Here is a 25,160-nt window from a genome sequence, read left to right as displayed (position 1 = left end):
TTTGTTTATGCCTTGCCGTTGCAGGTCGCGAGGTCAGCGGCGTCGAGTGCCTTGTCGCCGGCGACAAAATTCGTCACCGGACCAAGTTTGCGGACAATCGCCGCACAGATGATGACCGGCCGGCTTGTGCCTTTGCCAGCGACACAGGTGGAATCGGTGCATTTCCACACGATGTCGCGCGCTACAAATCGGGTCTGCGCAGGGGGATTGGCAAGATCGGCGCGGTAATAAATACCTCCGGTGGCGGCGGTCGCGGTGGTCGCCCAAAAGGTAAGGACGCCGATCAGCACGGCAAAGGTCATCGAGGCAAGATGGGTGAGGGGAGAAAGTTTGAGATCGGGCATGATGAGCTCCTGTTTTTACACAACAAAGTAAGTTGCAAACAGAAATCTAATCAGTAAGTTGCAAAATGCAACGTGGCGCCCCATATTTTTTTGGCACAGGGCCAATTTTTGCGTTAGGTTGAGCATATGGGAGAATTACGCGAAGCATTAAATGATCTGGAGGGCGGCAATTGTGCGCTCCCGATCGCGTTGGAAGCGATGGGTGAACGCTGGTCGTTCATGATCCTGCGCGCGGCCTTTAACGGCGTCCATCATTTCGAGGATTTCCAGCAAGCGCTGGGGATTGCCCGCAACATCTTGTCCAACCGGCTGTCCCGGCTCGTCGACCATGGCATCATGGAACGCGAAGTGATGGCCGAGGATCGACGCAAGGTGCGCTATCAACTGACCGAAAAAGGGTTGGAATTGCTCCCGGCGATGATTGCGCTCCGGCAATGGGGCGAAAAATGGGGCGCCGGGGTGCCCTCGACGCCGGTTCTGGTCGATATTCGCGATGAGCAACCCATTGGTCCGGTGACGATCACCGCGCATGACGGGCGCCCGATCGGCTATAAACAATTGGTGTGGAAACACCGGGCAGAGCTGCAGCCCATGGGTCAGCCGCGCGCGCGGACCGCCGAATCCCTCGCCCCCGTCGCGGCTGAATGATCATGCGCTCCGGCCGGTTCGTGCTTTGGCCCTGACCCCCAAGATCGATCGCCCCATGCCCCTGTTCGGACTGTCATCCCCCGGCCCATTTTTCGACAACAAGGTGCGGGCCTTTTGGAATCTTCAGCTTTTGGGCTGGCTCGGGTGGCTTGGCCTGCGCGGGGCTTCGGGTCTCGCCTTTGGCCAGTCGCTCGCCTTCCTGATACCACAGACCCTGTCGGCGATTACCGGCTTTTCGCTCTCGCTGATCCTGTCGGTCTGTTACCGCCGTTTGATCAACAGCCGCCCGGTCGTCATGTGGGGGGTCAGTTTTGGCCTCACCATCATTGCGGTCGCGCTCTGGGCCTTCATCGATGCCTGGGTGTTGCAGATTCAGAATCCGAACAGCGAGACGGGGTTCACGGGGCTGCTCCTTGGCTCCATTTACATCGCAGCAACGTCGCTCGGTGCTTGGTCGGCGCTCTATTATGCGATCAACTATTTCCTGAAGCTGGAGGAACAGAATGACCGCATGATCCGGCTGGAGGCGCAGGCCGCCTCGGCTCAGCTTGCGATGTTGCGCTATCAGCTTAATCCGCATTTCCTGTTCAATACGCTCAACAGCATTTCGACCCTGGTGCTGTTGAAACAGACCGAACCGGCGAACGCCATGCTGTCGCGGCTATCGGCCTTTTTGCGCTATACGCTGGCCAATGAACCAACGGCGCAGGTGACTTTGGCGCAAGAGATTGAGACGTTGAAGCTTTATCTCGAGATCGAAAAAATGCGCTTCGAAGAGCGGTTGCGCCCCCATTTTGCCATCGACCCCGCAGTGTCGCGCGTGCGTTTGCCCTCGCTTTTGCTACAGCCGCTCATCGAAAATGCCATAAAATATGCGGTTACGCCGCAAGAAGATGGTGCTGATATCACGCTGTCGGCGCAACTGGCCGGTCAAAATGTTCGGATTACCGTATCCGATACCGGTGCGGGATTGTCAGCCGACCAAGGCGCGTCCACCTTGGCGCGTGCAACGGAATCGACCGGCGTGGGTTTAGCCAATATAAGGGATCGCCTTGCGCAAGCCTTTGGCGACCAGCATCGCCTTGAGGCGCGACAAAGTGATGAGGGCGGATTTACCGTAACGATCGAATTTCCGTTCGTTCAGGACACAGATACAATGATTGGAACCCAGGCCGCATGACGATCAGAGCCATATTGGTGGACGATGAGAAACTGGCGATTCAGGGGCTGCAACTGCGGCTGGAACCGCACGGCGATGTAGAAATTGTCGATACGGCGCAAAATGGCCGCGAAGCGATACGCAAAATCAAGACGCACAAACCTGATCTGGTGTTTCTGGACATCCAGATGCCGGGCTTTGACGGCTTTTCGGTCATTCAGGGGTTGATGGAGATCGAACCGCCGCTGGTCGTCTTTGTGACCGCCTATTCGGACCATGCCATTCGCGCGTTCGAGGCACAGGCGATCGACTATCTGGTCAAACCTGTGGAGCCTGAGCGGCTGGCCGATGCGCTCGAACGGGTGCGCCAGCGGCTCACCGAAAAGCGCGGCGTTGCAGAGGTCGAGCGCTTGAAGGGCGTGCTGGCCGAAGTCGCCCCCGATGCGGCCGGTAATTATGACAGCGAAGCGCAGGGCGAAACCCACGCCGCCGACCGCTATGAAAAGATGATCAATATCAAGGATCGTGGCCAGATTTTTCGCGTCGATGTCGATACCATCGAACGCATCGACGCGGCGGGCGATTATATGTGCATCTATACCGCCGACAACAGCCTGATCCTGCGCGAAACGATGAAGGATCTGGAAAAGCGCCTCGACCCCAGAAACTTCCAGCGCGTCCATCGTTCGACCATCGTCAACCTCAGCCAGGTCAAACAGGTCAAGCCGCACACCAATGGCGAATGTTTCCTTGTCCTCGGGTCGGGAACGCAGGTCAAGGTCAGCCGCAGCTATCGCGACGTCGTCGCGCGGTTCGTGCACTGAGGCGCGCCAACCGGCCCCGCCAACACTCCGCCATTGCGAACGTAGCGAAGCAATCTAGAGCTGCATAACCTGCCCTAGATTGCCGCGTCGCTTCGCTCCTCGCAATGACGAGCCGCTAAAGCTGATGCCCGGTTCGGTCGCGCTTGGTCGCCAGATATTGTTCGTTGTGCGGATTTTTCGGCAGCGTCAGCGGAAGCCGTTCGACCACTTCGACGCCTTCGCTTTCCAGCCGCGCGACCTTTTCCGGGTTGTTGGTCATCAACCGGATACGCGGGATATGGAGCTGCGCCAGCATATGCGCGGCAATCGCAAAATCGCGCGCTTCGACCGGAAAGCCGAGGCGCAAATTGGCGTCGACCGTGTCAAATCCCTGATCTTGAAGGGCATAGGCGCGTAGCTTGTTGACCAACCCGATGCCCCGCCCTTCCTGCCTCAGATAGAGCAAGACCCCCCACGACGCCCCGGCCATGGCGTCGAGCGCGGCGTGAAGCTGTGGCCCGCAATCGCATTTCAGGCTGCCCAGCACATCGCCGGTCAGGCATTCGCTGTGCAGACGGACCACCGGCGGCGTCGCGTCGCGCTGGCCGACGACCAGCGCAATATGGTCCGATGCTTCTTCGGGAGACCGAAAAGCGATGATCTCGGCACTCTCGCTCGCCGCGACGGGCAGGCGCGCGCGCGCCGCAATGATCAACCGTCGCGGATCGAGCAGCATCGCCACATCCTCGGCCTCGCACATTGTCTCGGCTTCGACGCTGGCGGCGCGCACGAAAAAGGCGGGCAGCAGCCCGGCATGGCGCGCCATTGTCATCGCGGCTTCGGCAGCGCGATCACCGCCGGTTGCGATGCTTTGAAACGGACCTTTCAACGGGTTGGCAAGGTCAAGCGCGGGGTCTGCGATGGCCAGCGCCGCCGAAACCTTATTCGCCGCACCGCGCAGCCGCACTGGCCCCGGTGTCGCGGCGGGACGCTGGTTGGTGAGCTTCAACGTCACCGCCCGCTCGCCTGAAATCAAGAGATCGGCGGGTTCGTCTGCAGCAAAATCGGTTAGTTCTGCATCGCTGGCGCTTTCGACAGCCAACAGGTCGATTGCCCCGTCAGTCCCGCTCACGCATACGGGCCAGCCGCGCCGCAGCGCGTCAATGGCGCGCGCCGCGCGGCGGGCGCCGATATCGCTCAAAAGGCAAAGTCCGTGACCAGCGGGATATGATCCGAGGGCTTTTCCCAACTGCGCGCCGGCTGGACCACGCGGTGGGTCTTTGCTGTATCGACCAGATCGGGCGTGACCCACATATGGTCGAGGCGGCGGCCGCGGTTCGACGCCAGCCAGTCCTTGGCGCGATAACTCCACCAGGTGAACAAGGGTTCGGGTGCGGCGATGAATTGGCGGCCCAGATCGGTCCAGTTCGATGCCGCCTGCAACCGCGCCAAAGTTTCGACCTCGATCGGCGTATGGCTGACCACATCCAGCAGCGCCTTATGGTTCCACACATCGCTTTCCAGCGGTGCAATGTTGAAATCACCGGTCAATATGGTCGGCACGTCCAACGCCCCCGACCAGTCGATCATCCGGCCCAGAAAGTCGAGTTTCTGTCCGAATTTCGGATTGACCGCACGGTCGGCCACATCGCCGCCGGCGGGGATGTAGACATTATCGAGCCGCGCCCCTGACGGCAGCGTGACACCGACATGGCGGGCTTCGCCATTCGCCTGCCAGTCATATTTGCGCACATCGTCCAGCGGCACGCGGCTGACGATCGCCACGCCATGGTGCATCTTTTGCCCGTTGGTGACGATGTGGCGATACCCCAGATCCTCGAACATCGCTTTGGGGAAAATGTGGCATTCGACCTTGGTCTCTTGCAGGCACAAAATGTCGGGTGCTTCCTCACGCAGGAATTTCTCAACGATGCCGATGCGCGCACGCACGCTGTTGATGTTCCAAGAGGCGATGCTGATATTTGTCATGGCTGCGGCTCTATCGACGCAGCGCGCGCTTCGCAATCATGTTGCGGCACCAGCCGCGTAGCCGCAGAAAAAAGCGAAGCCTGCGAATCATAAACCCCCGCTCCAGGGGCGGTGGAACGGGGGCTCAAGGTCAGCGTTCGTCACGCTCTTGAAAGAAGACACCGGACAATCCGGAAGGGGCAACAGGGGGAAACCCAAATACCGGAAGTCAAATGGCGTCTTCAAGGACCGAAATAATGTCCCTTCCCTGTCGCCAAGCTGAACGAAATGGGCGGGGGTGAGAGGGGAAGTGGTTTTTCGTCGGCGAACCGATATTTTGTCCCTACCGCTTATTGCGTCGCGGTCGTGGGTCGGTCCAGCGAAAGGCCGAATCGGCGACCGGCACGTTGAACTTCTGATTCTCCAGGTCGATCCGCGTGCGGTTGTTCTGCGCATCCAGCGCGACCCATCCGCGCAGGCGCAGTCCTGCTGGCGCGCTGGCATCGCGGGTGAACACCATCGTGATCGTCCCATATTCGGGGCGCTTGCTATCTTTGACCTCGACGCTCAGCACATTGTCGCTGCCGGTCGGCACAACCTTGGCATAGCGGGTGAGGTCGCGTTCGGGGTCGAGCAGCGCACCGAGCGGCGAATTTTTCACCGGCCAGCGTTGCACCTGTTTGACCTCATAATCGATCATGGTCAGCGACTTGCCATCGCCGACGATCAGCAACGGCACGCCCTTTTGATATTGAAAACGGATCTTGCCCGGGCGCTTGAGGGTCAGCTTTCCGGTCACGCGTTGGCCGTTGCGGTCGGTCTGGGTGAAATCGGCAACCATCGAACTGGTGGCGCGCAAATGTGCCTGCACCGACGCCAAGGTGCTCGATGCGGACTGGGCGGTGGCCGGAGCGCTCATCATGACAACAGCACCCGCGATGGGAGCAAGCGCCAAAGCGGCGGCGCGGCCAAGCGAAAGGCGGCGGCCAAAAGACAGAGGGGGGAGCTTCAACGTCATAATGATCTCATTTTTTGAAAATCGATACGGTCCGATATGGCGGCTCGGCATTGAACCCGCGCTGAACCCGTCCGTTAGACCTCATTCAAGTCCCCGCAGCGTCTTTGGTTCCCGCCCGCGCTTCAACGCGGCTGGCCATATTGGTCGGACATCACGTCGCGGCGACCGACATGGTTGGGCGGGCTGACCAGCCCTTCCTCCTCCATACGCTCGATCAGCCGCGCCGCGCTATTATACCCGATACGCAATTGCCGTTGCAGCCAGCTCGTCGAGGCTTTCTGGCTTTCGACGACGATCTGGCACGCCTTGGCATACATGCGATCCTCGGCGCTGTCGCCGCCAACCGGCGCACCTTCCATCGCAAAGCCGCCGTCCTCGGGGTCTTCGGTGACGCTTTCAATATAGTCGGGTTGGCCCTGCGTGCGCCAATGGTCGGCGACCGCGCGGACTTCGTCGTCCGAGACAAAGGGGCCGTGGATGCGGGTGATCTGTTTGCCGCCGGGGACATACAGCATGTCGCCCTTGCCCAGCAATTGCTCGGCCCCCGCTTCGCCCAAAATGGTGCGGCTGTCGATCTTGCTGGTGACGTGAAAGCTGATTCGCGTCGGCAAATTGGCTTTGATGACGCCGGTGATGACATCGACCGAGGGGCGCTGGGTCGCCAATATCAGGTGGATGCCCGCGGCGCGCGCCTTTTGGGCCAGCCGCTGGATCAGGAATTCGACCTCTTTGCCCGCCGTCATCATCAGGTCGGCCAGCTCGTCGACCACCACCACAATCTGGGGCAGCGGCGCATAATCCAGCGTTTCTTCTTCATAGACCGGCTGGCCGGTTTCGGGGTCATAGCCGGTCTGGACCCGCCGACCGAGCGACTTGCCCTTGGCCAGTGCGGCGCGGACCTTGTCATTGTAACTCGCAAGGTTGCGAACCGACAGCGACGACATCATCCGATAGCGGTCCTCCATCTGTTCGACCGCCCATTTGAGCGCCCGAATCGCCTTTTTGGGTTCGGTGACCACCGGTGACAACAGGTGCGGAATGCCGTCATAGACGCTGAGCTCCAGCATCTTGGGATCGATCAGGATCAATCGGCACTGGTCGGGACCCATTCGATAGAGAAGCGACAGGATCATCGCGTTCAGCCCGACCGACTTGCCCGACCCCGTGGTGCCCGCGATCAACAGGTGCGGCATGGGTGCCAGGTCGGCGATGACTGCATCACCGCTGATATTCTTGCCGAGGATGATGGGGAGCGCGCCGGTCTGTTCCTGAAACAGCGCACTGCCGATCATTTCGTGCAGCACGACCGCGTCGCGTTTGGCATTGGGCAGTTCGATGCCGATGACAGTGCGCCCCGGTATGGGGGCGATACGCGCCGACAACGCCGACATGTTGCGTGCAATATCGTCGGCGAGGTTCGATACGCGGCTCGCCTTGGTGCCCGGGGCCGGTTCCAGTTCGTACATGGTGACCACCGGTCCGGGGCGCACGGCGGTGATCTCTCCTTTGACCTGAAAATCCTCCAGCACCGATTCGAGCAGCCGTGCGTTGCGCTCCAGCCCCGCCTTGTCGATCTGTCCGGGCGGGCTCGGTGGCGGCGGTGCCAGCAGGTCGATCGATGGCAACTGATAGTTTGTGAACAGCTCGCTCTGCGGTTTGGCCTTGGGCTTCGAAGGCGTGCTGCGCGCGGCGGGATCGGTAATCTCTGGCGGGGCACGGTCGCTGGGTTCGGCCCGCGCGCGCGGGCGAATGACGCGCGACACCAGATTGGGCGCTTTTTCCGATTCGAGCGCAACGCCTTCCGGTTCGGCCACTGTCGACCCTTCGGCCGCGGGCAAATGAAAGCGCGACCACCAGTCCTTTTCCAACCGCAAGGCGCGCCAGCCCAGCCACAGGCCGGAAATGGCCAGAACCAAGATCGTCGCGAAACGGATCAGCGCCGCAGCCGGATCGCCTGCCTGAGCAAATAGCGGTGCCACCGAAGAGCCAACTATCAACGCAATGATTCCCCCCCATCCGGCCGGCAACGGGGCGTTGCTGTCGGACGCCCACAGCTGCGCCGCCAGCCCGGTTAACAGGATGGCGACAAAGGCAAAGGCCAGTTGGCGTTTCCAATAAGGTTGCGGCGTTCCGGTCCACATCCGCCACGCGAGCAGGCCGAGCAACGGCAACAGCAGGGCAATCGGCGCTCCGCCTATGAACAGACCCATATCGGCAACCCACGCCCCGGCGTGCCCCATCCAGTTGGCGGCGTCGCCTCCTGCTGCGGTGTTGATCGACGAGTCGTTGCTGTTGTGGGTCAAAAGCGCGAGCGTCAGGAACAGCGTAAAGGCACCCAGCACCGCCGCCGCCGCAATCACCAGCGACCGTGCGATGCTTTGCCGGAAAACGGTGCGCCAATCGGCTTTCTTTGTCGCGGCCTTGCGGCTTGCCATGCTCTTCCTGTCCCCCACAAAATGTCTCCTCCCGATATGCACATGCGGGCGAGTCGCCGTCAAGCGTGGCCCGGCGGCGGCGCGGCAATTATCCCGCATTTCGCGGTCATCGGCTGCTGGCTGCTTTTCATCCGATGCGTGAGCCGCTACGGCCAGTTGGATGAGCAATGTTCAGCACAGCGATGTCCTGATTTCGGGCGGCGGGCTCGTCGGACAGGCGTTGGCGCTCGCGCTCGCGCACCATGGTCTTTCCAGCCATATTGTCGACCCCGCCGATCCGCTGACGGCCATCGCGCCGGGCTTTGATGGCCGCGCCTCGGCGATTGCCAGCGCTACCTGGCAGATGTTCGAAGTCATCGGGCTGGCCCAGCGCCTCGCGGGTCATGGTTGCCCGATCCGCGCGATCAAGGTCAGCGACGGCGGGCAACAGGGCGAGCTTGATTTTGTCACCGGCGACGCCGATGCACCGCTCGGCACGATGGTCGAAAATCGCCAGCTTCGAATCGCGCTTGCCGCCGCCGTGCTGGACCAGCCGCTGATTCAGCGATCAATGCCCGCGCAAGTGACCGACCGGGATATCGGCCCGCATGGCGTTGCGCTGACCTTGGCCGATGGCACCCAATTACAGGCGCCGTTGCTGATCGTGGCCGAGGGGCGGCGCTCACCGACCCGCGATGCGGCGGGGCTGGTGATTGCCAATTGGTCCTATCATCATCATGCGCTGATCGGCGCGGTCGCGCACAGCAAGCCGCATGATCGCGTCGCGCACGAGATTTTCTTTCCCTCCGGGCCTTTCGCCCTGTTGCCACTGGTCGATGATGAGCAGGGACGGCACCGTTCGGCCTTTGTCTGGACGGTGGCGGAAAAAGATGGTCCGGCGCTCGCCAAGCTGGGGGAGCGCGGTTTCGTTGCCGAACTGGCCAAGCGCGCGGGCGGGCTTCTTGGCGAGATGGAGCTGGTCGCGCCGCGCATGACCTATCCGCTCGGGTTTCACCACAGCGCGCAGATTGTCGCTGATCGGCTCGTGCTTGTCGGTGATGCGGCGCATGGGATTCACCCCATCGCGGGACAGGGGCTCAACCTTGGCCTGCGCGATGTCGCGGCGCTGACCGAAGTTTTGGTCGAGGGGTCGCGGCTCGGTCTGGATCTTGGTGATGCGGCGCTGCTCGCGCGGTATCAGCGCTGGCGCGGGCTCGACAATCTGATGGTCAGCCTCGCGACCGATGGACTGACCCGCCTGTTCGGGATCCCGGGTCGCACCGCATCGGCGGTACGCCGCGCGGGCCTCAGCGCCGTGCAGCGCCTGCCGATGCTCAAACGCTTTTTCATGGACGAAGCGCGCGGCGAAGCGGGCGATCTGCCGAAATTACTGGCTGGCACAGAGGTTTAGGGGCGTCCGGCTGCTGGGGTGAACGGGGTTATTGCAACGTAACGCGCCCGTCGTCGCCATCGAACCGGCCAAAAAATTGCATCAGCTGGATCACCAATTCGGCGCGTTCGTCGAGCGCTATGGTTTCCAGCAGCGCCTGTTTGGCTGCGGCATCAAAGGGCGCGACCTGCGCGATGCCATTGACCAAAGTTGTATCGTCCAGCTGCCCGACCGCGTCCCAATCGACGACATAGCCCTGCGCCTCGGCATAGCGTTTGGCTTCGCGTTCCAGCCCTGCGCGTTCGATACTCGACAGCGCCGCCATCTCTCCGGCCTCGGCCTCAATCTCGGCCTCGACCTGCCGGAATGGTGTGGTGACGTCGAGCTCGCGGCGCATATGAAAGCGTGCGACACCTTCCAGCACCAGATTAAAGCGCCCTTCGTCCAGTGCTTCGACATCGATAATCCGCCCGACGCATCCGACATCATAAAGCGCGGGCGGTTCGCGATCTTCTTCGCCGGCAAACTGGCGCGGCTGGATCATCCCGATCTGCCGGTCGCGCGCCAGCACCTCTTGCACCATCGCTGAATAACGCGGTTCAAAGATGTGCAGCGGCAGGTGCAATCCGGGGAACAGCACCGCACCGGGAAGCGGAAAGATGGCAATCCGCTGAATGGTCAAGGGCGCAGCTTCGGTCATCAGCCGAACAGGATCAATGACAGACGGCGGCGTTGCGCGGCGACCCACGGATCTTCCAAACCCACGGCTTCGAACAGCGACAGCAGCTTGGTGCGGGCCGCGCCCTCCTGCCATTCGGTGTCGGCGGCGATGATGTGGAGCAAATTATCGGCGGCTGCATCGCGCTGTCCGCCACCAATTTGCGCCGTTGCCAGATCGAACCGGGCTTGATGATCGTCGGGACTCGCCGCAACCGCCGCTTCCAACGCTATGGTCTCGCTGGCGTCGGGCGCATCTTTGACCAGCGCCAGCGCGCTACGCGCCTGGGCTATGGCGCCATCTTCGGCCAGCTCGGCGGGCACCGCATCCAGCGCCGCCTGCGCCGCGTCCAACTCGCCTATTTGCACCAGCGCGCGGATCAATCCGCCATGCGCTGCGCCATTGTCGGGCGCCATTTCGACAATCTGTGTGAAGATTCCCAACGCCCGCTCGGCGTCTCCTTCGGCAAGCACGGTTTCGCCCATTTCGATCAGCGGCGCGATCTCGACCTCGCGGTCGCCCGCTTCGCTCTGGATCGGCAATTGCTTGAGCAGTTGGTCGAGCATCGTCTTAAGCTGGCTTTCGGTCCGCGCATTGGTCAGATTGGCGACCGGCTGACCCTGAAAAATGGCATAGACGGTCGGGATCGACTGAACCTGAAACTGGCCGGCGATAAAACGATTCGCATCGACGTCGATTTTGATGAGCAGGACGCCCTTGTCGGCATAATCGGCGGCAACCTTTTCAAGGATCGGACCGAGCTGTTTGCAGGGACCGCACCATTCGGCCCAGAAATCCAGGATAACCAGCTTGGACATCGAAGGTTCGACGACATCGCGGCGAAAAGCCTCGACGGCGTCCTTGTCGGCGGGGTTCATGCCCAATGTGGCCACGGCTATGCTGCTCCTTGTTGAATTGGTTCACCGCTTATGTGGCATCTCTTGCCGCAAAGCCAACCCCCGTGACGAATTGGCGCAAGCTTTGTCGTTCAGGGCTTGCCGAGCAAGAAAGCCGATGCTAAGCGCCCGCCTCACCCGTCCGGAATTACCCGGACCAAGGCGCCAGAGCGGGCGTAGCTCAGGGGTAGAGCACAACCTTGCCAAGGTTGGGGTCGAGGGTTCGAATCCCTTCGCCCGCTCCAGTTTTTCCAATATATCACCGGTTTGACCGGCCCGGACTGTCAGAACAGACCGGGCATCTGACGTTGGGCGGCCGTGGGGTCGGCGGGTTCCAGCATCTGTATTTCGGGGATTTTGCGCACCGGGGTGGCCTGTGCCGAACTTGCGCCCACTTCGGCGCTGGCAATCCGCGATGTGGCGCAGGCGCGACCGGCCAGAAAGTCGATCGCTGCCTTGATCGACGTCTCGCGCGCGTCGCCGAGAGGAAAAGCCAGATCATCGTCTGCGGCGCAGCTGTTGCTGATCTTGGGGGCCAGTCCGTCAAAATAATCGCCAGCGGTCAATGCATTGCCGGTGGAAAAGGCAATGATGCGCATACGGTCGTCACATTCGGCCTTGTCGAGCGCGATCTGGCCCACCGGTTTGCCGAATGTATTGCCGCCAACCAGCGTCATATTGGTGCCAAGATAAGGCAGCATCCCGTTGATCACCAGCTCGCTGGCCGATGCCGTCGCGCCGGTGCCGATAAAGGCGATGTGCGTCGGCGCGATTGATTCGGGTTGGGTCTGAAAGAAATGCCGATCATTATTCACTGATTTTTCCGCACGAAAGTTGGTCTGCGAAAAAAGATCGCTTGCCGAGCGGTTGCGGCCGAGCAAATCGCCGAACAATTCCGCCGTCGAAACCAGCCCGCCGCCATTATAGCGCAGGTCGATGATGATGTCGGTGATACCCTGATTGCGAAAACCCAGCATCGCGGTGCGCAATTGCGGGTCAGCCGACGATATGAAGGTGCGCAGGTTGATATAGCCATAGGTTTTGCCGCCATCGCTGATCGTCGTGGCGCCATAACGGTCCGATACCGGGTCCAGATCATAGGCTGCCTTGGTCACCGTCACATTGCGCGTGCCGCTGGCGTCGGTGATCCGCAGCACCCGCTGGATGCCCGCGTCGTTGGGGCCAAGAGCGTTGGTGACGCCTGCAGTGCCCTCGCTGGCGATAATGCTGCTGACGGTACGCAAATTGCTGGCACTGGTGCCAATGGCGATGATTTCGGTTCCGCGATCTATCCCGGCGGCAAGGGCTGGCGCGCCTTCATAGGCTTCGGCAATCAGGATGCGCCCGGATGCGGCGTCATAGGCCAGACGCACCCCGAAACCGGCGCTCGACCCGCTGGTGAAAAAAGCATCCTCGGCAGCGATTGAGGTCAGATAGGTGAAAAACCTGTCCTTGCCTTTGGCGCGGGCTGGCGCGACCAGCGCGTCGATATAGGATTGCACCGTCGAATAGTTCGCCGGATTGACGTTTGTCGCGACATCATTCGGGAACAAATACCATTCGTCGATCACCGATTTGACAAAGCTTTGGCGCGCCGACAGCGCACAGTTGGCAGACGATGGCGTCGGCGAAGGTGTCGGGGTAACCGCTACGGGAGGCGCTGCGCCCCCGCCGTTGCCCCCGCCGCCGCAACTTGCAAGCGCAAAGGCGGACAGCGTGACACAAGCGACAGATTTGCGAAGAGTGCGGCGCATCGAATTCCCCCCCGATACCAAGCTGACTGACACGAGGGCATGTCGGTCATGTCGGGGCTATCATAGCCATGCTGTCTGGGCGATGAAAGTGGTTCGGTTATTGCGGTTTGCCGATGCTCGCGGTCCGACTGCTCGATTTGTCAGACGATATGCGGTCGGACGGTTCCAGATAGTCGGGATTGCCAAAGCCGGTCGTCAAGGGATCTTTGACGACATGGCCGACGGTCCAGTCGGCATCGCCCTCCCAGATCATCCAGTCCGCCAGCGAATCGCGCCAGTCTTTGGCTCTGCCCTGCTTTTCCGCCTTTTGCGCTTTGTGTGGCGGCGGTTGGGGAATGGGCGGCGGAGGGGGCGGCATGGGCGGGGGAGGCTGTGGTGCCGATTGCGCCTGCGCCATACTGCCCATCATCAATCCCAGCGCGGCGGTTGCAATGATCAGGCCGCACGCGCGGCTAATCTGCATCGCTGCGTCCCTTGAATCCCTGCGCCACAACATAAAGCTCGGGCGATCCTTTGCGGCTGGCGGGGGGTTTGGCGTGCTTGACCGTGGTGAAATTCTTTTTGAGCAGCATCAGCAGCGCATGATCGGCACCGCCGGCGAAAACTTTGGTCACAAATGTGCCGCCGGGCGTTAAAGTGCGGATGGCAAAATCGAGGGCCGTTTCGGCAAGACCCATGGTACGCAGATGGTCGGTTTGCTGATGCCCGACGGTGTTGGCGGCCATGTCGGACATGACAAGATCGGGCGCGCTGTCCAGCGCCTTCAGCAGGGCATCGGGCGCGGCATCGTCCATAAAATCCATCTCAAGGATCTCGACGCCTTCAATGGGTTCGCAAGCCAGCAAGTCGATTCCCACCACCCGCGCCCGTGGGTTGACCTTGCGCGTAACCTGCGACCAGCCGCCCGGTGTGATGCCAAGATCGACAACGGCGCGCGCTTTTTTGAGGAAGGAAAATTTCTCGTCGAGCTCGATCAATTTATAGGCGGCACGGGATCGATAGCCCTCGGCCTGCGCGCGATGAACATAGGGGTCGTTCAGTTGCCGTTCCAACCATCGGGTCGAGGATGCCGACCGCCGCTTCGCCGTTTTGACGCGCTGATGAAGTGCTCCGCGGGCTTTGCCGCTCCCTCCGCCGGCGCTCATTGGCGCGGCCCCGGGCGGGTGACGGGAATATTGCCGCCCTGCGCCGCCAGCGTGCGCAAAATGCCTTCGCGGATACCACGGTCGGCGACCCCGACGCGTTCGGCGGGCCACAGGTCGAAAATACTCTCCAAAATCGCACAACCCGCGACCACCAGATCGGCCCGTTCGCGCCCGATACAGGCGATGGTCGACCGCTCGTCGATGCTGGCATCAGCCAGCCGCTGGCTGATGTCGCGCATCGCGTCGCTGGGGACGATCAGGCCATCGACCGCCCGCCGGTCATAGCGCGGCAGGTCAAGAAACACGCTGGCGAGTGTGGTCACTGTTCCACTGGTCCCGAGCAGGCGCAGCGGTTGACCCGCCATCGCCTGCGCGCGCGCTGCAAAGGCGGCAAAAGCCTCGGCAGTGACGCTACGCATTTGGGCATAGCTGGTCTGACGCGCGCTCAATGTATCGGCGTCGACTGGCACATGTTCGGTCAGCGATACGACGCCCCATGGCACGCTGATCCAATCGTGAATCCGGACATCGTCGTCCGACAGATCGATATGCATCAATTCGGTCGATCCGCCGCCAATATCGAAAATCAGCGCCGGACCATCGCCGGGTTCGAGCAAATTATGGCATCCGAGCACAGCGAGTCGGGCCTCTTCCTCGGATGAAATGACGTCAAGTACGATACCCGTTTCCAGACGCACCCGTTCGGTCAGCACCGCGCCATTGGTGGCGCGGCGACAGGCCTCTGTCGCGACGGCACGCGACAGGCTGACATGACGGCGACGCAATTTGTCGGCGCAGATTGACAGCGCGGCCACGGCGCGATCCATGGCCTCATCGCTGATTTTTCCGCTGCTATGCAGTCCTTCGCCCAGTCGCACAATGCGCGAAAAGGCGTCGATAACGACAAGTTCGCCGTCCTGCGGACGCGCGATCAGCAAGCGGCAATTATTGGTTCCAAGGTCGATTGCGGCAAAATTACGCGGGCGCGGCGCATAGCTGGAACGGGAAGCGGTTCCCGCTTTTCCGCGTTCGACCGCTGGCGCATGGCGCCGCACCGGTCGCCCTGATGGCGCTGCCATTTGTCGCATGGCTATTACTTACCCGTCTTTGTTCACAGGACCGCAAAAGGGCGACCTGCACTTGGTGCCAGATTAGGCGGGTCGCGCGGGATTGGCAAGTTATGCGGGTGAAGCGGCCTATGCCGCTGCCTTCGCCCTTTGTGCGATGCAAAGCGTAAAAATCCCCGCCCGGTCATCGACCAGGCGGGGTTCAAGAGCGACGGGGGTTGGGAGCGGCTGTCTAGCGACGGCAGCCGTCATTTCCCTTGTCGATGGCGCGGCCGGCGATGGCGCCTACGGCACCGCCTAGGATGGTGCCGACGGTGCGGTCACCGCGACCGGCGATTTCATGGCCGGCAAGGCCGCCGGCAATCGCGCCGATAATGGTGCCGCCGGTGCCATTGTCGCACTGGCGTCCGCGATAGTTGCGCTGGCCGCGATAATCACGCTGATCGCGATAGTTGCGGTTGCGATAGTCGCGGTTATGGCGACGCTCGTAACGACGCTCGTAACGACGCTCGTAACGACGGTCGTTACGGTCATAGCCGCTATAGTGGCTGCTATAGCCGTCGCGGTCGTAATAGCCGTGTTGAGCAGCGGCGGGAGTGGCGATGCCCAGCGTCGCAGTCGACATCAGGGCGGCGAGGGAAAGGGTGATAGTCTTGTTCATTGTCTTTCTCCATGTCCGTGTCAGGCCCTTGCTGGGGCGGTGGGTCGGTTTGCCTCTTTTGGACCCGTTCGATTGAGCCAAGCCTGAATGGGCTTGTTGGCTGCGGTTCAGAATTGCGGTGGCGTTGGTGCTTGCACTGTGGGCGTCTTGCTGCCTAACGCAGTGGCAATGCGCCGCCTTTCCCTTGCCTTTCTGCTCTTTGTGACGCTTGGCCCACTGCCCGGTCGTGCGGTGCGTTATGCCGTCGAGCGCGACGATCAGGTGGCGCGCGCCATTCCGGTTCATTTTTACGGAGGGCAAGCGGGCGCGATGCGATTCGTGCGCGGATGGCATCTGGTCAGCCCCAACACCCGCTTTGGCGGCTTTTCGGCGCTGGCCCGAATCGCGCCGGGGCGGTTTCAACTGGTCGGCGACAATGGGGTCTGGACGCGCATGACACTGGCCGATGACGGCGCGATCAGCCAGCTTGCCATCCATCCCTTACCGCGGCCCTTCCATTATCCGACGGGAAAATTTTATCGCGATTCCGAATCGCTGATTTTTGACCCCAAAGGCGGCAAGAGCTGGATCGGGCTGGAAGGCATCAACCAGATCTGGCGGTTGAACGCTAACATGACGCGTGTCGAATCGCGGTCGCGCCCGAAACCCATGGCGCGCTGGCCATCGAACAGCGGGCCAGAGGCGATGGCGCGGCTTGCCGATGGGCGCACCATCATCTTTTCGGAAAAGGCCGACGCCGATCCGCGCGGAACCGAGGCGCTGCTTTATCACAGCGATCCGGCGGTTCCCGGCGAAACGCCTCTGCGCTTTTTCTATGATGCACAGGGGAAGGGGCTGGTCAGCGATGCCGCCCCGTTGCCCGATGGCCGCATTTTGATTGTTCACCGCCGCCTGGGACTCAATCCCTTTTTCACGACGATCATTGCTATTGCCGACCCTGCCGAAATTCAATCTGACGGCGTTCTGCGTTCACGCCCTATCGGACGCGTGCCGTTGGCGCTGGCCGACAATTTTGAAGGGGCGGCAGTCGCGGCCAAAGGTGGCCGGACCTATCTTTGGCTGGTCTCGGACAATAATTTCAATGTCTGGCAGCGCAGCCTGTTGCTGCAATATGAACTCGTCGGCCTGCCGCCGCGAAAAAGGACGGACAGCAAAAAGGCGGCGCCGTTACCGGGCCGCCCCTAAGCGATTCGAAAGACGCGACGCGATTAAGCGGCGGCGGGTGTCGCCAGCTTCTTCGCCACTTCTTTTTTCAATTTGCGGGCGTTGGCCGACAGCTGGTCGTCGCCAGCCTTCATCAACCAATTGTCGAGACCGCCATTATGCTCGACCGAGCGCAGCCCGTGCGTCGAAACGCGCAGCTTTACGCCCTTGCCGAGCGCATCCGACAACAAGGTCACATTCTGCAGATTGGGCAGGAAAGTGCGCTTGGTCTTGTTGTTGGCGTGGCTGACGTTGTTGCCAACCATGCGACCCTTGCCGGTCAGCTCGCAAATGCGCGACATGATGTTCGTCCTCGTATTAAAATAACAGGTCGGCGTCCGGGCTCTCCCCGTAAAACGGGCAAGGCAGGTCCGGATGGGCCGGGAAAGGCGCGCGCTTATCGGCTTGCCGCGGATTCGTCAAGGGACTAGAGCTGTTTTCCACTGACGTGGAACGGCACCAGCCCGCTCCCCCACCCGGCCTCCCTAAGGCTATTATCGTCTGGGAGGCCGGGTGGGGGAGCGGGCTGGTGCCGCACGTTTCCGCCGATCGGAAACAAATATGCCCTCACAATTTCCACTTCCCGCCCCCATGCGCCGCGCGCTGGATCTGGCCAAAACCGCCGCTTTGGCGGGCGAAGTGCCCGTTGGCGCGGTCGTCGTCAAGGATGGCGTCATTATCGGCGAAGGGCATAACCAGCCGCGCACCACAAACGACCCGACCGCACATGCCGAGGTGGTGGCGATTCGCAATGCGGCGCGCGCGTTGGGCAGCGACCGGCTGGAGGGGTGCGATCTTTATGTGACGCTGGAGCCTTGCGCGATGTGCGCGGGCGCAATCGCCCATGCCCGCATCGCCCGCCTCTATTATGGTGCCGATGATGCCAAGGGCGGCGGCGTCGTTCATGGCCCCCGCTTTTTTGCGCAAGAGACCTGCCACCACCGGCCGGAAATTTACGAAGGCATGGGTGCGGGCGAGGCAGCCGGGATGCTCAAGGCGTTTTTCGCGGCGCGGCGTTAGCCCGTGCCCCCTGCGAAGGCAGCGGGTCCATCATCGAAACTATCGGCCTGACATCACCCTGTCTGAAAATGTGACGGCAGGTGATAGGCCCTGCCTTCGCAGGGGCGCGGCTTTTTATAGGTGCAAAATTTCCTCCACCCATGCGGGAACGACCTCGGTCGCGGGGCCATGCCGTGTCGCGTCGAACCAGTGTGACCCCTGACTCGGCTCCATGTTCAGCTCCAGCGTTGCTATGCCCTGTTCGCGCGCTTCGCGGACCAGCCCCGCCGCCGGATAGACCGCGCCCGATGTGCCGATGCTGACGAACAGGTCGGCGCGGTTGAGCGCGGCGTATATCTTGTCCATGCCATAGGGCATTTCGCCGAACCAGACGACATCGGGGCGCATCTGTCCGGTCGCGCCACATGCGGGGCAGTCGGGGCGGTCGATCAACGGGCCGTTCCACATGTTGCGGCCATCGCAGGCGGTGCACCACGCTTTCAGATGTTCGCCGTGCATATGGAGCAAGCGCGTCGCTCCGGCGCGTTCGTGCAGATCATCGACATTCTGGGTGACGATTAACAAGTCGCCCGGCCATTCGGCATCGAGCCGCGCCAGCGCGGCATGGGCCGCATTGGGCTGCGCCTTCTGGATCGATTCGCGCCGCATGTCATAAAATCGCAGCACCAGATCGGGGTCGCGGGCAAAGGCCTCTGGCGTCGCGACATCCTCGACCTTGTGCTGTTCCCACAATCCGCCGGCATCGCGAAAGGTGCCGATCCCGCTCTCGGCGCTGATCCCCGCGCCGGTCAGGATGACGATGTTGTGGAGTGGGGACATGCGCTCTTTTATCCGCCTGCATCGAGCCAAGCCAGTCCTGAGCTTTGTCGAAGGTCGATTTTCTTTGTGCCTTCGCGCGAAAAGCCTGTCCTACATTATCGCGTTATGCTTCATCCTGTCCGATGAAACCCGGCTACCCCTTTTGTCCAATCCGCTGCCCGCTGCGCCGCTGCGCTTTGCCCGTGCGAAGAGGCGAAACAAGGGGGGACCTAGTGTGACCTTTGTGACCTTTCGACGAAATTTCGGGGACATGATCAGAGCATCGCGAAACATGCCGGTGCCTATCGACGCTCCTTCCCGCGCGGGTCAGGAAATGATGGTGTGGATGGGAGCCAATTCCGGATTTCCGTTCGCCCCATGCTTGTCGAAGGACCGTCATTGCTCCTATTGGTGGCTGGGACACAAGGGCAGTCCATCGACACGCTCTGGGCGAACGGGGTAATTGGCAAGTCATGACCAGGATCGGCATTATCGGCAGCAAGGGGCGTATGGGCAATGCGCTCGTCCTCGCCATATCGGACGCGGGGCAGGTCAATGCCGGCGGCGTCGACAAGGATGGCGATGTGGCGCCGCTGGCCGCGACGAGCGATGTGCTGGTCGATTTTTCCGCCCCTGCCGCGCTGGAGGCGACACTCGATGCCTGTATCGCGGCAAAGACGCCGATTGTGATCGGCACGACGGGGCTGGAGGAACGGCATCATTATCTGATCGACAATGCCGCGCAGGATATTGCGGTGCTGCAAACGGGCAATACCTCTCTCGGCATCACCATGCTCGCCCATCTGGTTCAGGATGCGGCCTCGCGCTTGGGCAGCGACTGGGACATTGAAATCGTCGAGATGCACCACCGGCACAAGGTCGATGCCCCCAGCGGCACGGCGCTGCTGTTGGGCCAAGCCGCTGCCGAGGGGCGCGGCATTGACCTTGATATGTGCAGCGAAAGGGCGCGCGACGGCACCACCGGCCCGCGCAAACATGGCGTGATCGGCTTTGCCTCGCTGCGCGGCGGCAGCGTTGCGGGCGATCATGATGTGCTGTTCGCGGGTGAAGAGGAAATTCTGACCCTCTCGCACCGCGCCGAAAACCGCATGATCTTTGCGCGCGGAGCGGTGCGCGCGGCGCTGTGGCTGACGCGGGCACAGCCGGGGCGCTATGACATGAACGCGGTGCTGGGGATTTAACCAGTTCCTTTTGGCGTTTGGCGTCAATCGGATTACATTGTCGCGCAAGGGGATGGATATGGCCACGCGCGCGACATGGGGGCAGCGACTTTATCATCAGCTCGATCCGCTGGATTGGCCCAGAAACGGCCTGTCGCCGATAAACTGGACAATCATTATCCTGATCATCGTCGGGACGATCATTTCGATCCTGTCGACCGAACCCGCGATCGAACAGCGCTGGCACGGTGCGATCCGTGCTTTTGATGACCTGTTGTTTGCCGTGTTTGCCGTCGAATATTCCGCACGGCTCTATGCGGCGGGCTTTGCCGAAGGCCCTGAATCGACCGCGACCAAGCGATTGCGTTTCGTCGTGACGCCTTGGGCCATCGTCGATTTTCTGGTGTTGATGGCGGCGGCGTCGACGCTGTTCGGGGGCGATGTGGTGATTTTTCGCCTGCTCCGTTTGGCGCGCATCATGGCGCTGGCCAAGCTGGGCCGCATGTCGGTTGCATTGCACCATCTGATGTCGGCGCTGGGGACCCGTAAATATGAATTGCTGATTGCCGCCGTTCTCGCGGGTATATTGCTGCTGTTCGGGGCCACCGCGCTCTATTGGGTGGAGGGCGAGATCCAGCCCGAACAATTCGGCAGCATTCCGCGCGCGTTGTGGTGGGCGATCATCACGCTGACCGCGGTCGGATATGGCGATGTCGCGCCGATCACGCCGCTGGGTAAGGTCTTTGGCGGGATTGTTGCGATTGCCGGGGTGGCGATGGTGGCGATGCCGACCGGCATTATGGCGGCGGCCTTCAGCGATGCGATGAAGCGCCATCGCGCCGCCCAAGAGGATTGCGAAGACTGATATTGCATCATCACTGCAAAACTGTATCACCAAAGCAATACACATAAGAGGGGGTCTGATGTTTAATCCAGCCGAAGCGACGGCCACATATATCAACAGTCTGGGTCCGGTGGCGCTCGAAAAGGCCGCCGCCTATACAACAGGCAATCATTGGCTCCAGCTGTGGGGGCTGCTCGTCGCGGCGCTTGTCACCGTCATTTTCGTGCGGTTGAAAATCCTCGACCGACTCGATGCGCGGCTGGCGAAGCGAAGCTGGGCGTTGCGGACGTTTCTGTTGTGCGCGGGGTTTCTGTTGCTGTCGGCGATCCTGACCCTGCCGTGGGATGTCTATACCGGCTGGTGGCGCGAGACGCTTTATGGCCGCACAAGTCAGCCGCTCGGTGACTATCTGGGCCAATCGGCGCTCGATGTGGTGTTAACCGCGCTGCTTGGCGGGCTTTTCTTCTTTGGCATTTATGCGTTGATCCGGCGGGCCGGCACGCGCTGGTGGCTGTGGTCGGGCGGGCTCGCCGCCGCCGCCATTTCATTCTTTTTACTGATTTCGCCGATCCTTATCGAGCCGCTGTTCAACGATTATCAGCCGGTTCCCGCGGGACCGGTCGATGACGCACTGATTGCGATGGCCAAGACTGCCAATATCCCGACCGACCATATTTTCATGTATGACGGGTCGCGCCAGTCGAATAATTTCACCGCCAATGTGTCGGGCATTGGTTCATCGGCCCGCATCGCCATTTCGGACGTCGCCATGGACAAGGCCTCGCTTGACGAGGTGAAGGCGGTGACAGGGCATGAAATCGGCCATTATGTGCTGGGTCATATCTGGCTTGGCGTGTTCCTATTCTCCGTCCTGGCGATCCTGCTCTTCTTTCTCGCCGACCGGCTGTTCGCTCGGCTCGCCCGGATGTTCGGCAGCGACGCCACGGTTGGCGATCCGCGCGGTTTTCCGGTGATGATCTTCTTCCTGTCGCTGTTCGGTCTGCTCGCCCAGCCGATTACCAACAGCCTTAGCCGCTATGACGAGGCACAGGCCGACGCCTATTCGATGAAGACCCAGAACCTGCCCGATGCCATGGCCGCCGCGCTGGTCAAGACCGCCGAATATCGCAATCCGCGACCCGGCAAACTCGAAGAGATGATCTTTTACTCACACCCTTCGGTCGAGCGGCGCGTGCGCGCGGCCATGGATTGGAAGGCCGTGCATCCGGCGGGGCCTCCCAGCAAGGACAAGGGCTATCAATAATCGCGACGGACGGGGCTTTTCGCGCCATGGAGTCAATTGAAGTGGCGGGTTCATCGCTGGACGCGGCGGGCTGTGTCCGGCAAGTCTGATCGGGCTGACGACAGAGGAGTTTGGCGTGAAACGGGCCGATATTTTTGAATTCTATAGTCGGCTGGCCGAGGCCAATCCTGCCCCCGAAACTGAGCTGCAATTTGGCAATCATTATCAGTTGCTTGTCGCAGTCGTCCTGTCGGCGCAGGCGACCGATGTCGGGGTGAACAAGGCGACGCGGCGGCTGTTCGCCGAGGTGGAAACGCCGCAGCAGATGGTGGAACTGGGCGAAGAGGGGCTGAAACAGCATATCAAGACGATTGGCCTGTTCAATGCCAAGGCGAAAAATGTCATCGCGCTATCGGACATATTGGTGCGCGATTTCGGCGGCGAAGTCCCCGCCGATCGTGACGCACTCGTCGAGCTTCCCGGCGTCGGGCGCAAGACAGCCAATGTCGTGATGAACTGCGCCTTTGGCGCCGAAACCTTCGCGGTCGACACCCATATCTTTCGCGTCGGCAACCGCACCGGTCTCGCACCGGGCAAGACGGTGCTCGCGGTCGAAAGGGCGCTGGAGAAAGGAACGCCCACGCCGTTCCGCGTCGGTGCGCATCACTGGCTGATCCTGCACGGCCGCTATATCTGCAAGGCGCGCACCCCCGAATGTTGGCGCTGTCCGGTGGCTGATCTGTGTCGCTTCAAGCCCAAGACGGCGGCGCCAAAAGCCAAGGCGAAGGAACCGGTTTAGCCAAAGCCGCGCCCTCCGCGTCCCTGCGCGAATCCCGTTTTGCTTTTAGTCTTGCGAAGCCAAACGAACGCGGCATAGTCCTGCCATGCGTTTCACGACTGCCCCGCTCGCTCTCGCCGCCGCCATGTTCGCCGTCGCGCCCGTCCACGCCAAGCCCGCCGACAGCGACGTGGCAAAGACGATCCTCAAGGATAGTGTTGCGATCCCGACTGTCGCGGGGCGCGGAAAGGTGCCCGAACTCGCGGCTTATTATGCGGGCGTGCTTAAAGCGGCAGGCTATGCCGACAGCGACATCGTCATCACGCCGATGGGCGAAACCGCAACCTTCGCCGCGACTCTTGCGGGAACGACCAAAGTCAAGCCGATCCTGCTGCTCGGCCATATGGATGTGGTCGAGGCCGACCCCAAGGACTGGACGCGCGATCCCTTCACTCCGATCGAGGAGGATGGCTATATTTTCGGGCGCGGGTCAGAGGATAACAAGTTCGACGTTGCGATGATGGTTGCGACGCTGGCGCGGCTCAAAAAAGACGGCTTCAAACCCAAACGCTCGATCATCCTGCTGCTTTCGGGCGACGAGGAAACATCGATGGTCACGACACAGGCGCTCGCCGCCAAATATAAGGGCGCCGAAATGGCGCTGAACGGCGACGGCGGTGGCGGGCTGATCGGTGAGGATGGCAAGCCGCAATATTATGGGCTGCAAGCGGGCGAGAAAACCTATGCCGACTTCGTTCTCGAAGTCACCAATCCCGGCGGTCACAGTTCGCGCCCGTCGCCGGTCAATGCGATTGTCCAGCTGTCGACCGCGCTCACCAAGATCGGTGCCTATCATTTCGCGCCACAGCAAAATGAACTGACCAAGGTTGGAATACCGATTGTTGCCGATCAGGTCGGCGGCGAGATTGGCGCGGCGCTCAAGGCTTTCGCAGCTAATCCCACCGACAAGGATGCGGCAGCACAGATCATGGCCGATCCCGAATATGTCGGGCAGATCGGCACCACCTGCGTCCCGACGCTGGTGTCAGGTGGACACGCCGAAAATGCGCTGCCACAGCGCGCCACCGCCAACATCAATTGCCGCATCTTCCCCGGTGTCGCCGTAGAGGCGGTGCGCGCCGAACTCGAACGCATCATTGCCGATCCCGCAATCAAGGTGAACGATGACCCTGACGCCACCGCCAGTGATGCCTCACCGCTGCGCGCCGATGTCATGGCGGCGGTGAGCAAAGCGGTTCATGCGCGCGCGCCCGGTCTGCCGATTATCCCCTCGATGAGCGCCGGTGCGACGGATAGCGTCCACTTCCGCGCTGTTGGGGTGCCAAGCTATGGTGTCGCAGGTCTGTTCAGCAAAGCGAGCGACAGCTTTGCCCATGGTCTTAACGAACGCATCCCCGTTTCCGCGATCGCCCCGGCGCTCGCGCATTGGGACAGTTTGCTGCGCGATTTGTCCAAATAGAATTTTAGACGAGCGCTGCTACGGCCTGCTCAACCATCGCTATGGCCGCTTCGGCGCCAAAGCTTGCGTCGTCGAGTGACAGTTCGAGCCACAGACCGTCGACCATTGCGGTCAGCATCACCGCCAGTCGTTCCGCTTTGATGGCAGAGGCACCGCACGCGAGCAGCAATGCGCCCAGCCGCACGCGATAGCCTGCGTAGCTTTCGGTATGAATCTGCGCCATCCGCGCATCGCTGCGCGCCAGCGCCCAAAAGGCTGTCCAGGCACCCAATAGCTGGGGGTCAGTGACGGGGGGACGGAAACTGGCGGTGAGATAAGCGAGCAAGCGCGCGCGCGGATCGACCGCTGCTCCAGCCACTGCGGCGGCAAATATCGCGTCCATTCGCTCGCTTGTCGCTTCATATGTGGCGGCGATCAGATCGTCGATGCCCGCGAAATAATGCCGTAGCAATCCCGGCGAGACACCCGCGCGCTGGCAAATGGCCCGAACATTGGTGCCCGCCAGCCCCTGTTCGGCGAGGCAGGCAGCTGTCGCGTCGATCAGGGCGGCGCGGCGGGCATCGGCGCTTTCGCGCGTAAAGGCTTGGCGAGTGGCTTTCATATTGCTATACAGATGTATAACAAGGAT

26 protein-coding genes and 1 tRNA gene are annotated in these 25,160 nt (G+C 61.5%); 12 read left to right on the top strand and 15 right to left on the bottom strand.

Translation table 11 applies throughout. The features are described 5' to 3' along the window. Positions 1 to 5: 5 nt before the first annotated feature. Positions 6 to 344: a CC_3452 family protein gene (locus ACR3XE_RS00990; protein WP_473699423.1), complete on the bottom strand. Its 339-nt coding sequence runs from the start codon at positions 342 to 344 to the stop codon at positions 6 to 8. Between the two features lie 126 nt (positions 345 to 470). On the opposite strand from ACR3XE_RS00990, the gene ACR3XE_RS00985 reads away from it, so the two are divergent. Genes ACR3XE_RS00985 through ACR3XE_RS00975 form a run of 3 tightly spaced genes read left to right on the top strand, consistent with a single transcriptional unit; the run spans position 471 to position 2,975 of the window. After that, on the top strand, positions 471 to 992 hold the full coding sequence (locus ACR3XE_RS00985; RefSeq protein ID WP_473699424.1) for a winged helix-turn-helix transcriptional regulator: 522 nt from the start codon (positions 471 to 473) through the stop codon (positions 990 to 992). 55 nt (positions 993 to 1,047) lie between these two features. Next, positions 1,048 to 2,172: a sensor histidine kinase gene (locus tag ACR3XE_RS00980; RefSeq protein ID WP_486185848.1), complete on the top strand. Its 1,125-nt coding sequence runs from the start codon at positions 1,048 to 1,050 to the stop codon at positions 2,170 to 2,172. Beyond that, positions 2,169 to 2,975: a LytR/AlgR family response regulator transcription factor gene (locus ACR3XE_RS00975; RefSeq protein ID WP_473699426.1), complete on the top strand. Its 807-nt coding sequence runs from the start codon at positions 2,169 to 2,171 to the stop codon at positions 2,973 to 2,975. Before ACR3XE_RS00980 ends, ACR3XE_RS00975 begins: the two co-directional genes overlap by 4 nt. A gap of 115 nt (positions 2,976 to 3,090) precedes the next feature. Here the strand turns inward: ACR3XE_RS00975 and ribA are convergent, their stop codons facing one another. The 4 genes from ribA to ACR3XE_RS00955 all read right to left on the bottom strand — a co-directional run bounded on the left by ribA (position 3,091) and on the right by ACR3XE_RS00955 (position 8,375). Further along, complete coding sequence (gene ribA / locus ACR3XE_RS00970; RefSeq protein WP_486186036.1) at positions 3,091 to 4,146, bottom strand: GTP cyclohydrolase II; 1,056 nt, start codon at positions 4,144 to 4,146, stop codon at positions 3,091 to 3,093. A gap of 5 nt (positions 4,147 to 4,151) precedes the next feature. Beyond that, positions 4,152 to 4,943: an exodeoxyribonuclease III gene (locus ACR3XE_RS00965; RefSeq protein ID WP_473699427.1), complete on the bottom strand. Its 792-nt coding sequence runs from the start codon at positions 4,941 to 4,943 to the stop codon at positions 4,152 to 4,154. Between the two features lie 322 nt (positions 4,944 to 5,265). Next, positions 5,266 to 5,940: a LolA family protein gene (locus ACR3XE_RS00960; RefSeq protein WP_486185847.1), complete on the bottom strand. Its 675-nt coding sequence runs from the start codon at positions 5,938 to 5,940 to the stop codon at positions 5,266 to 5,268. A 122-nt stretch (positions 5,941 to 6,062) separates the two neighbouring features. Then, the gene (locus ACR3XE_RS00955; protein ID WP_486185846.1) at positions 6,063 to 8,375 is read right to left on the bottom strand and encodes an FtsK/SpoIIIE family DNA translocase; all 2,313 of its coding nucleotides are present in this window, start codon (positions 8,373 to 8,375) and stop codon (positions 6,063 to 6,065) included. Positions 8,376 to 8,535: 160 nt separating this feature from the next. On the opposite strand from ACR3XE_RS00955, the gene ACR3XE_RS00950 reads away from it, so the two are divergent. Next, positions 8,536 to 9,765 carry a UbiH/UbiF/VisC/COQ6 family ubiquinone biosynthesis hydroxylase gene (locus tag ACR3XE_RS00950; RefSeq protein ID WP_486185845.1) on the top strand — a complete coding sequence of 410 codons (1,230 nt, stop codon included), beginning with the start codon at positions 8,536 to 8,538 and terminating at the stop codon, positions 9,763 to 9,765. A gap of 28 nt (positions 9,766 to 9,793) precedes the next feature. Here ACR3XE_RS00950 and ACR3XE_RS00945 read toward each other — a convergent pair whose 3' ends face one another. Both ACR3XE_RS00945 and ACR3XE_RS00940 read right to left on the bottom strand, forming a co-directional pair. Then, the gene (locus tag ACR3XE_RS00945; RefSeq protein ID WP_473699430.1) at positions 9,794 to 10,444 is read right to left on the bottom strand and encodes an LON peptidase substrate-binding domain-containing protein; all 651 of its coding nucleotides are present in this window, start codon (positions 10,442 to 10,444) and stop codon (positions 9,794 to 9,796) included. Further along, complete coding sequence (locus tag ACR3XE_RS00940; RefSeq protein ID WP_473699431.1) at positions 10,444 to 11,355, bottom strand: tetratricopeptide repeat protein; 912 nt, start codon at positions 11,353 to 11,355, stop codon at positions 10,444 to 10,446. The genes ACR3XE_RS00945 and ACR3XE_RS00940 overlap by 1 nt, the downstream gene beginning before the upstream one ends. Positions 11,356 to 11,528: 173 nt before the next feature. On the opposite strand from ACR3XE_RS00940, the gene ACR3XE_RS00935 reads away from it, so the two are divergent. Next, positions 11,529 to 11,603 (top strand) — tRNA-Gly (locus ACR3XE_RS00935). A gap of 39 nt (positions 11,604 to 11,642) precedes the next feature. Here ACR3XE_RS00935 and ACR3XE_RS00930 read toward each other — a convergent pair. The 5 genes from ACR3XE_RS00930 to ACR3XE_RS00910 all read right to left on the bottom strand — a co-directional run bounded on the left by ACR3XE_RS00930 (position 11,643) and on the right by ACR3XE_RS00910 (position 15,985). After that, positions 11,643 to 13,112, bottom strand: a complete 1,470-nt coding sequence (locus tag ACR3XE_RS00930) for a S41 family peptidase (RefSeq protein WP_473699432.1) — start codon at positions 13,110 to 13,112, stop codon at positions 11,643 to 11,645. 97 nt (positions 13,113 to 13,209) lie between these two features. Continuing rightward, on the bottom strand, positions 13,210 to 13,575 hold the full coding sequence (locus ACR3XE_RS00925) for a hypothetical protein (RefSeq protein WP_473699433.1): 366 nt from the start codon (positions 13,573 to 13,575) through the stop codon (positions 13,210 to 13,212). Further along, positions 13,565 to 14,257, bottom strand: coding sequence for an RlmE family RNA methyltransferase (locus ACR3XE_RS00920; RefSeq protein WP_473699434.1), 693 nt, complete (start codon positions 14,255 to 14,257; stop codon positions 13,565 to 13,567). The genes ACR3XE_RS00925 and ACR3XE_RS00920 overlap by 11 nt, the downstream gene beginning before the upstream one ends. Next, entirely contained in the window at positions 14,254 to 15,345 is a 1,092-nt protein-coding gene (locus ACR3XE_RS00915; RefSeq protein ID WP_473699435.1) for a Ppx/GppA phosphatase family protein, read from the bottom strand. Before ACR3XE_RS00915 ends, ACR3XE_RS00920 begins: the two co-directional genes overlap by 4 nt. A 211-nt stretch (positions 15,346 to 15,556) precedes the next feature. Beyond that, positions 15,557 to 15,985 (bottom strand): glycine zipper 2TM domain-containing protein, encoded by a 429-nt coding sequence (locus ACR3XE_RS00910; RefSeq protein WP_473699436.1) that lies wholly within the window; start codon positions 15,983 to 15,985, stop codon positions 15,557 to 15,559. 168 nt (positions 15,986 to 16,153) lie between these two features. On the opposite strand from ACR3XE_RS00910, the gene ACR3XE_RS00905 reads away from it, so the two are divergent. Then, positions 16,154 to 17,170 carry an esterase-like activity of phytase family protein gene (locus ACR3XE_RS00905; RefSeq protein WP_486185844.1) on the top strand — a complete coding sequence of 339 codons (1,017 nt, stop codon included), beginning with the start codon at positions 16,154 to 16,156 and terminating at the stop codon, positions 17,168 to 17,170. A gap of 23 nt (positions 17,171 to 17,193) precedes the next feature. On the opposite strand, the gene rpmB is transcribed toward ACR3XE_RS00905, so the two are convergent. Next, the gene (gene rpmB, locus ACR3XE_RS00900; RefSeq protein WP_473699438.1) at positions 17,194 to 17,490 is read right to left on the bottom strand and encodes a 50S ribosomal protein L28; all 297 of its coding nucleotides are present in this window, start codon (positions 17,488 to 17,490) and stop codon (positions 17,194 to 17,196) included. Positions 17,491 to 17,749: 259 nt separating this feature from the next. On the opposite strand from rpmB, the gene ACR3XE_RS00895 reads away from it, so the two are divergent. Beyond that, complete coding sequence (locus tag ACR3XE_RS00895) at positions 17,750 to 18,208, top strand: nucleoside deaminase (protein ID WP_473699439.1); 459 nt, start codon at positions 17,750 to 17,752, stop codon at positions 18,206 to 18,208. A 114-nt stretch (positions 18,209 to 18,322) separates the two neighbouring features. On the opposite strand, the gene ACR3XE_RS00890 is transcribed toward ACR3XE_RS00895, so the two are convergent. Continuing rightward, the gene (locus ACR3XE_RS00890; RefSeq protein ID WP_473699440.1) at positions 18,323 to 19,027 is read right to left on the bottom strand and encodes an NAD-dependent deacylase; all 705 of its coding nucleotides are present in this window, start codon (positions 19,025 to 19,027) and stop codon (positions 18,323 to 18,325) included. A gap of 452 nt (positions 19,028 to 19,479) precedes the next feature. On the opposite strand from ACR3XE_RS00890, the gene dapB reads away from it, so the two are divergent. The 5 genes from dapB to ACR3XE_RS00865 all read left to right on the top strand — a co-directional run bounded on the left by dapB (position 19,480) and on the right by ACR3XE_RS00865 (position 24,532). Continuing rightward, the gene (dapB, locus tag ACR3XE_RS00885; protein WP_473699441.1) at positions 19,480 to 20,208 is read left to right on the top strand and encodes a 4-hydroxy-tetrahydrodipicolinate reductase; all 729 of its coding nucleotides are present in this window, start codon (positions 19,480 to 19,482) and stop codon (positions 20,206 to 20,208) included. Between the two features lie 58 nt (positions 20,209 to 20,266). Then, positions 20,267 to 21,052, top strand: a complete 786-nt coding sequence (locus tag ACR3XE_RS00880) for an ion transporter (RefSeq protein ID WP_473699442.1) — start codon at positions 20,267 to 20,269, stop codon at positions 21,050 to 21,052. A 58-nt stretch (positions 21,053 to 21,110) separates the two neighbouring features. Next, positions 21,111 to 22,295 (top strand): M48 family metallopeptidase, encoded by a 1,185-nt coding sequence (locus ACR3XE_RS00875; RefSeq protein WP_473699443.1) that lies wholly within the window; start codon positions 21,111 to 21,113, stop codon positions 22,293 to 22,295. A 115-nt stretch (positions 22,296 to 22,410) separates the two neighbouring features. Further along, complete coding sequence (nth, locus tag ACR3XE_RS00870; protein ID WP_473699444.1) at positions 22,411 to 23,073, top strand: endonuclease III; 663 nt, start codon at positions 22,411 to 22,413, stop codon at positions 23,071 to 23,073. A gap of 85 nt (positions 23,074 to 23,158) precedes the next feature. Further along, on the top strand, positions 23,159 to 24,532 hold the full coding sequence (locus ACR3XE_RS00865; RefSeq protein ID WP_473699445.1) for a M20/M25/M40 family metallo-hydrolase: 1,374 nt from the start codon (positions 23,159 to 23,161) through the stop codon (positions 24,530 to 24,532). A gap of 4 nt (positions 24,533 to 24,536) precedes the next feature. Here ACR3XE_RS00865 and ACR3XE_RS00860 read toward each other — a convergent pair whose 3' ends face one another. Further along, on the bottom strand, positions 24,537 to 25,133 hold the full coding sequence (locus ACR3XE_RS00860; protein ID WP_473699446.1) for a TetR family transcriptional regulator C-terminal domain-containing protein: 597 nt from the start codon (positions 25,131 to 25,133) through the stop codon (positions 24,537 to 24,539). Between the last annotated feature and the right edge of the window lie 27 nt (positions 25,134 to 25,160).

This window comes from Sphingopyxis sp. 10G20-10 (assembly GCF_057365075.1).
The sequence above is the reverse complement of the archived record's forward strand: the minus strand, read 5'-3'. Positions and strand labels throughout refer to the sequence as shown.

What these genes read in the sequence shown, in the direction of transcription:
- ACR3XE_RS00990 (WP_473699423.1), bottom strand. Translation starts at nt 344, where the DNA reads ATGCCCGATCTCAAACTTTCTCCCCTCACCCATCTTGCCTCGATGACC.
- ACR3XE_RS00985 (WP_473699424.1), top strand. Translation starts at nt 471, where the DNA reads ATGGGAGAATTACGCGAAGCATTAAATGATCTGGAGGGCGGCAATTGT.
- ACR3XE_RS00980 (WP_486185848.1), top strand. Translation starts at nt 1,048, where the DNA reads ATGCCCCTGTTCGGACTGTCATCCCCCGGCCCATTTTTCGACAACAAG.
- ACR3XE_RS00975 (WP_473699426.1), top strand. Translation starts at nt 2,169, where the DNA reads ATGACGATCAGAGCCATATTGGTGGACGATGAGAAACTGGCGATTCAG.
- ACR3XE_RS00965 (WP_473699427.1), bottom strand. Translation starts at nt 4,943, where the DNA reads ATGACAAATATCAGCATCGCCTCTTGGAACATCAACAGCGTGCGTGCG.
- ACR3XE_RS00960 (WP_486185847.1), bottom strand. Translation starts at nt 5,940, where the DNA reads ATGACGTTGAAGCTCCCCCCTCTGTCTTTTGGCCGCCGCCTTTCGCTT.
- ACR3XE_RS00955 (WP_486185846.1), bottom strand. Translation starts at nt 8,375, where the DNA reads ATGGCAAGCCGCAAGGCCGCGACAAAGAAAGCCGATTGGCGCACCGTT.
- ACR3XE_RS00950 (WP_486185845.1), top strand. Translation starts at nt 8,536, where the DNA reads ATGAGCAATGTTCAGCACAGCGATGTCCTGATTTCGGGCGGCGGGCTC.
- ACR3XE_RS00945 (WP_473699430.1), bottom strand. Translation starts at nt 10,444, where the DNA reads ATGACCGAAGCTGCGCCCTTGACCATTCAGCGGATTGCCATCTTTCCG.
- ACR3XE_RS00930 (WP_473699432.1), bottom strand. Translation starts at nt 13,112, where the DNA reads ATGCGCCGCACTCTTCGCAAATCTGTCGCTTGTGTCACGCTGTCCGCC.
- ACR3XE_RS00925 (WP_473699433.1), bottom strand. Translation starts at nt 13,575, where the DNA reads ATGCAGATTAGCCGCGCGTGCGGCCTGATCATTGCAACCGCCGCGCTG.
- ACR3XE_RS00920 (WP_473699434.1), bottom strand. Translation starts at nt 14,257, where the DNA reads ATGAGCGCCGGCGGAGGGAGCGGCAAAGCCCGCGGAGCACTTCATCAG.
- ACR3XE_RS00915 (WP_473699435.1), bottom strand. Translation starts at nt 15,345, where the DNA reads ATGCGACAAATGGCAGCGCCATCAGGGCGACCGGTGCGGCGCCATGCG.
- ACR3XE_RS00910 (WP_473699436.1), bottom strand. Translation starts at nt 15,985, where the DNA reads ATGAACAAGACTATCACCCTTTCCCTCGCCGCCCTGATGTCGACTGCG.
- ACR3XE_RS00905 (WP_486185844.1), top strand. Translation starts at nt 16,154, where the DNA reads ATGCGCCGCCTTTCCCTTGCCTTTCTGCTCTTTGTGACGCTTGGCCCA.
- rpmB (WP_473699438.1), bottom strand. Translation starts at nt 17,490, where the DNA reads ATGTCGCGCATTTGCGAGCTGACCGGCAAGGGTCGCATGGTTGGCAAC.
- ACR3XE_RS00895 (WP_473699439.1), top strand. Translation starts at nt 17,750, where the DNA reads ATGCCCTCACAATTTCCACTTCCCGCCCCCATGCGCCGCGCGCTGGAT.
- ACR3XE_RS00890 (WP_473699440.1), bottom strand. Translation starts at nt 19,027, where the DNA reads ATGTCCCCACTCCACAACATCGTCATCCTGACCGGCGCGGGGATCAGC.
- dapB (WP_473699441.1), top strand. Translation starts at nt 19,480, where the DNA reads ATGACCAGGATCGGCATTATCGGCAGCAAGGGGCGTATGGGCAATGCG.
- ACR3XE_RS00880 (WP_473699442.1), top strand. Translation starts at nt 20,267, where the DNA reads ATGGCCACGCGCGCGACATGGGGGCAGCGACTTTATCATCAGCTCGAT.
- ACR3XE_RS00875 (WP_473699443.1), top strand. Translation starts at nt 21,111, where the DNA reads ATGTTTAATCCAGCCGAAGCGACGGCCACATATATCAACAGTCTGGGT.
- ACR3XE_RS00865 (WP_473699445.1), top strand. Translation starts at nt 23,159, where the DNA reads ATGCGTTTCACGACTGCCCCGCTCGCTCTCGCCGCCGCCATGTTCGCC.
- ACR3XE_RS00860 (WP_473699446.1), bottom strand. Translation starts at nt 25,133, where the DNA reads ATGAAAGCCACTCGCCAAGCCTTTACGCGCGAAAGCGCCGATGCCCGC.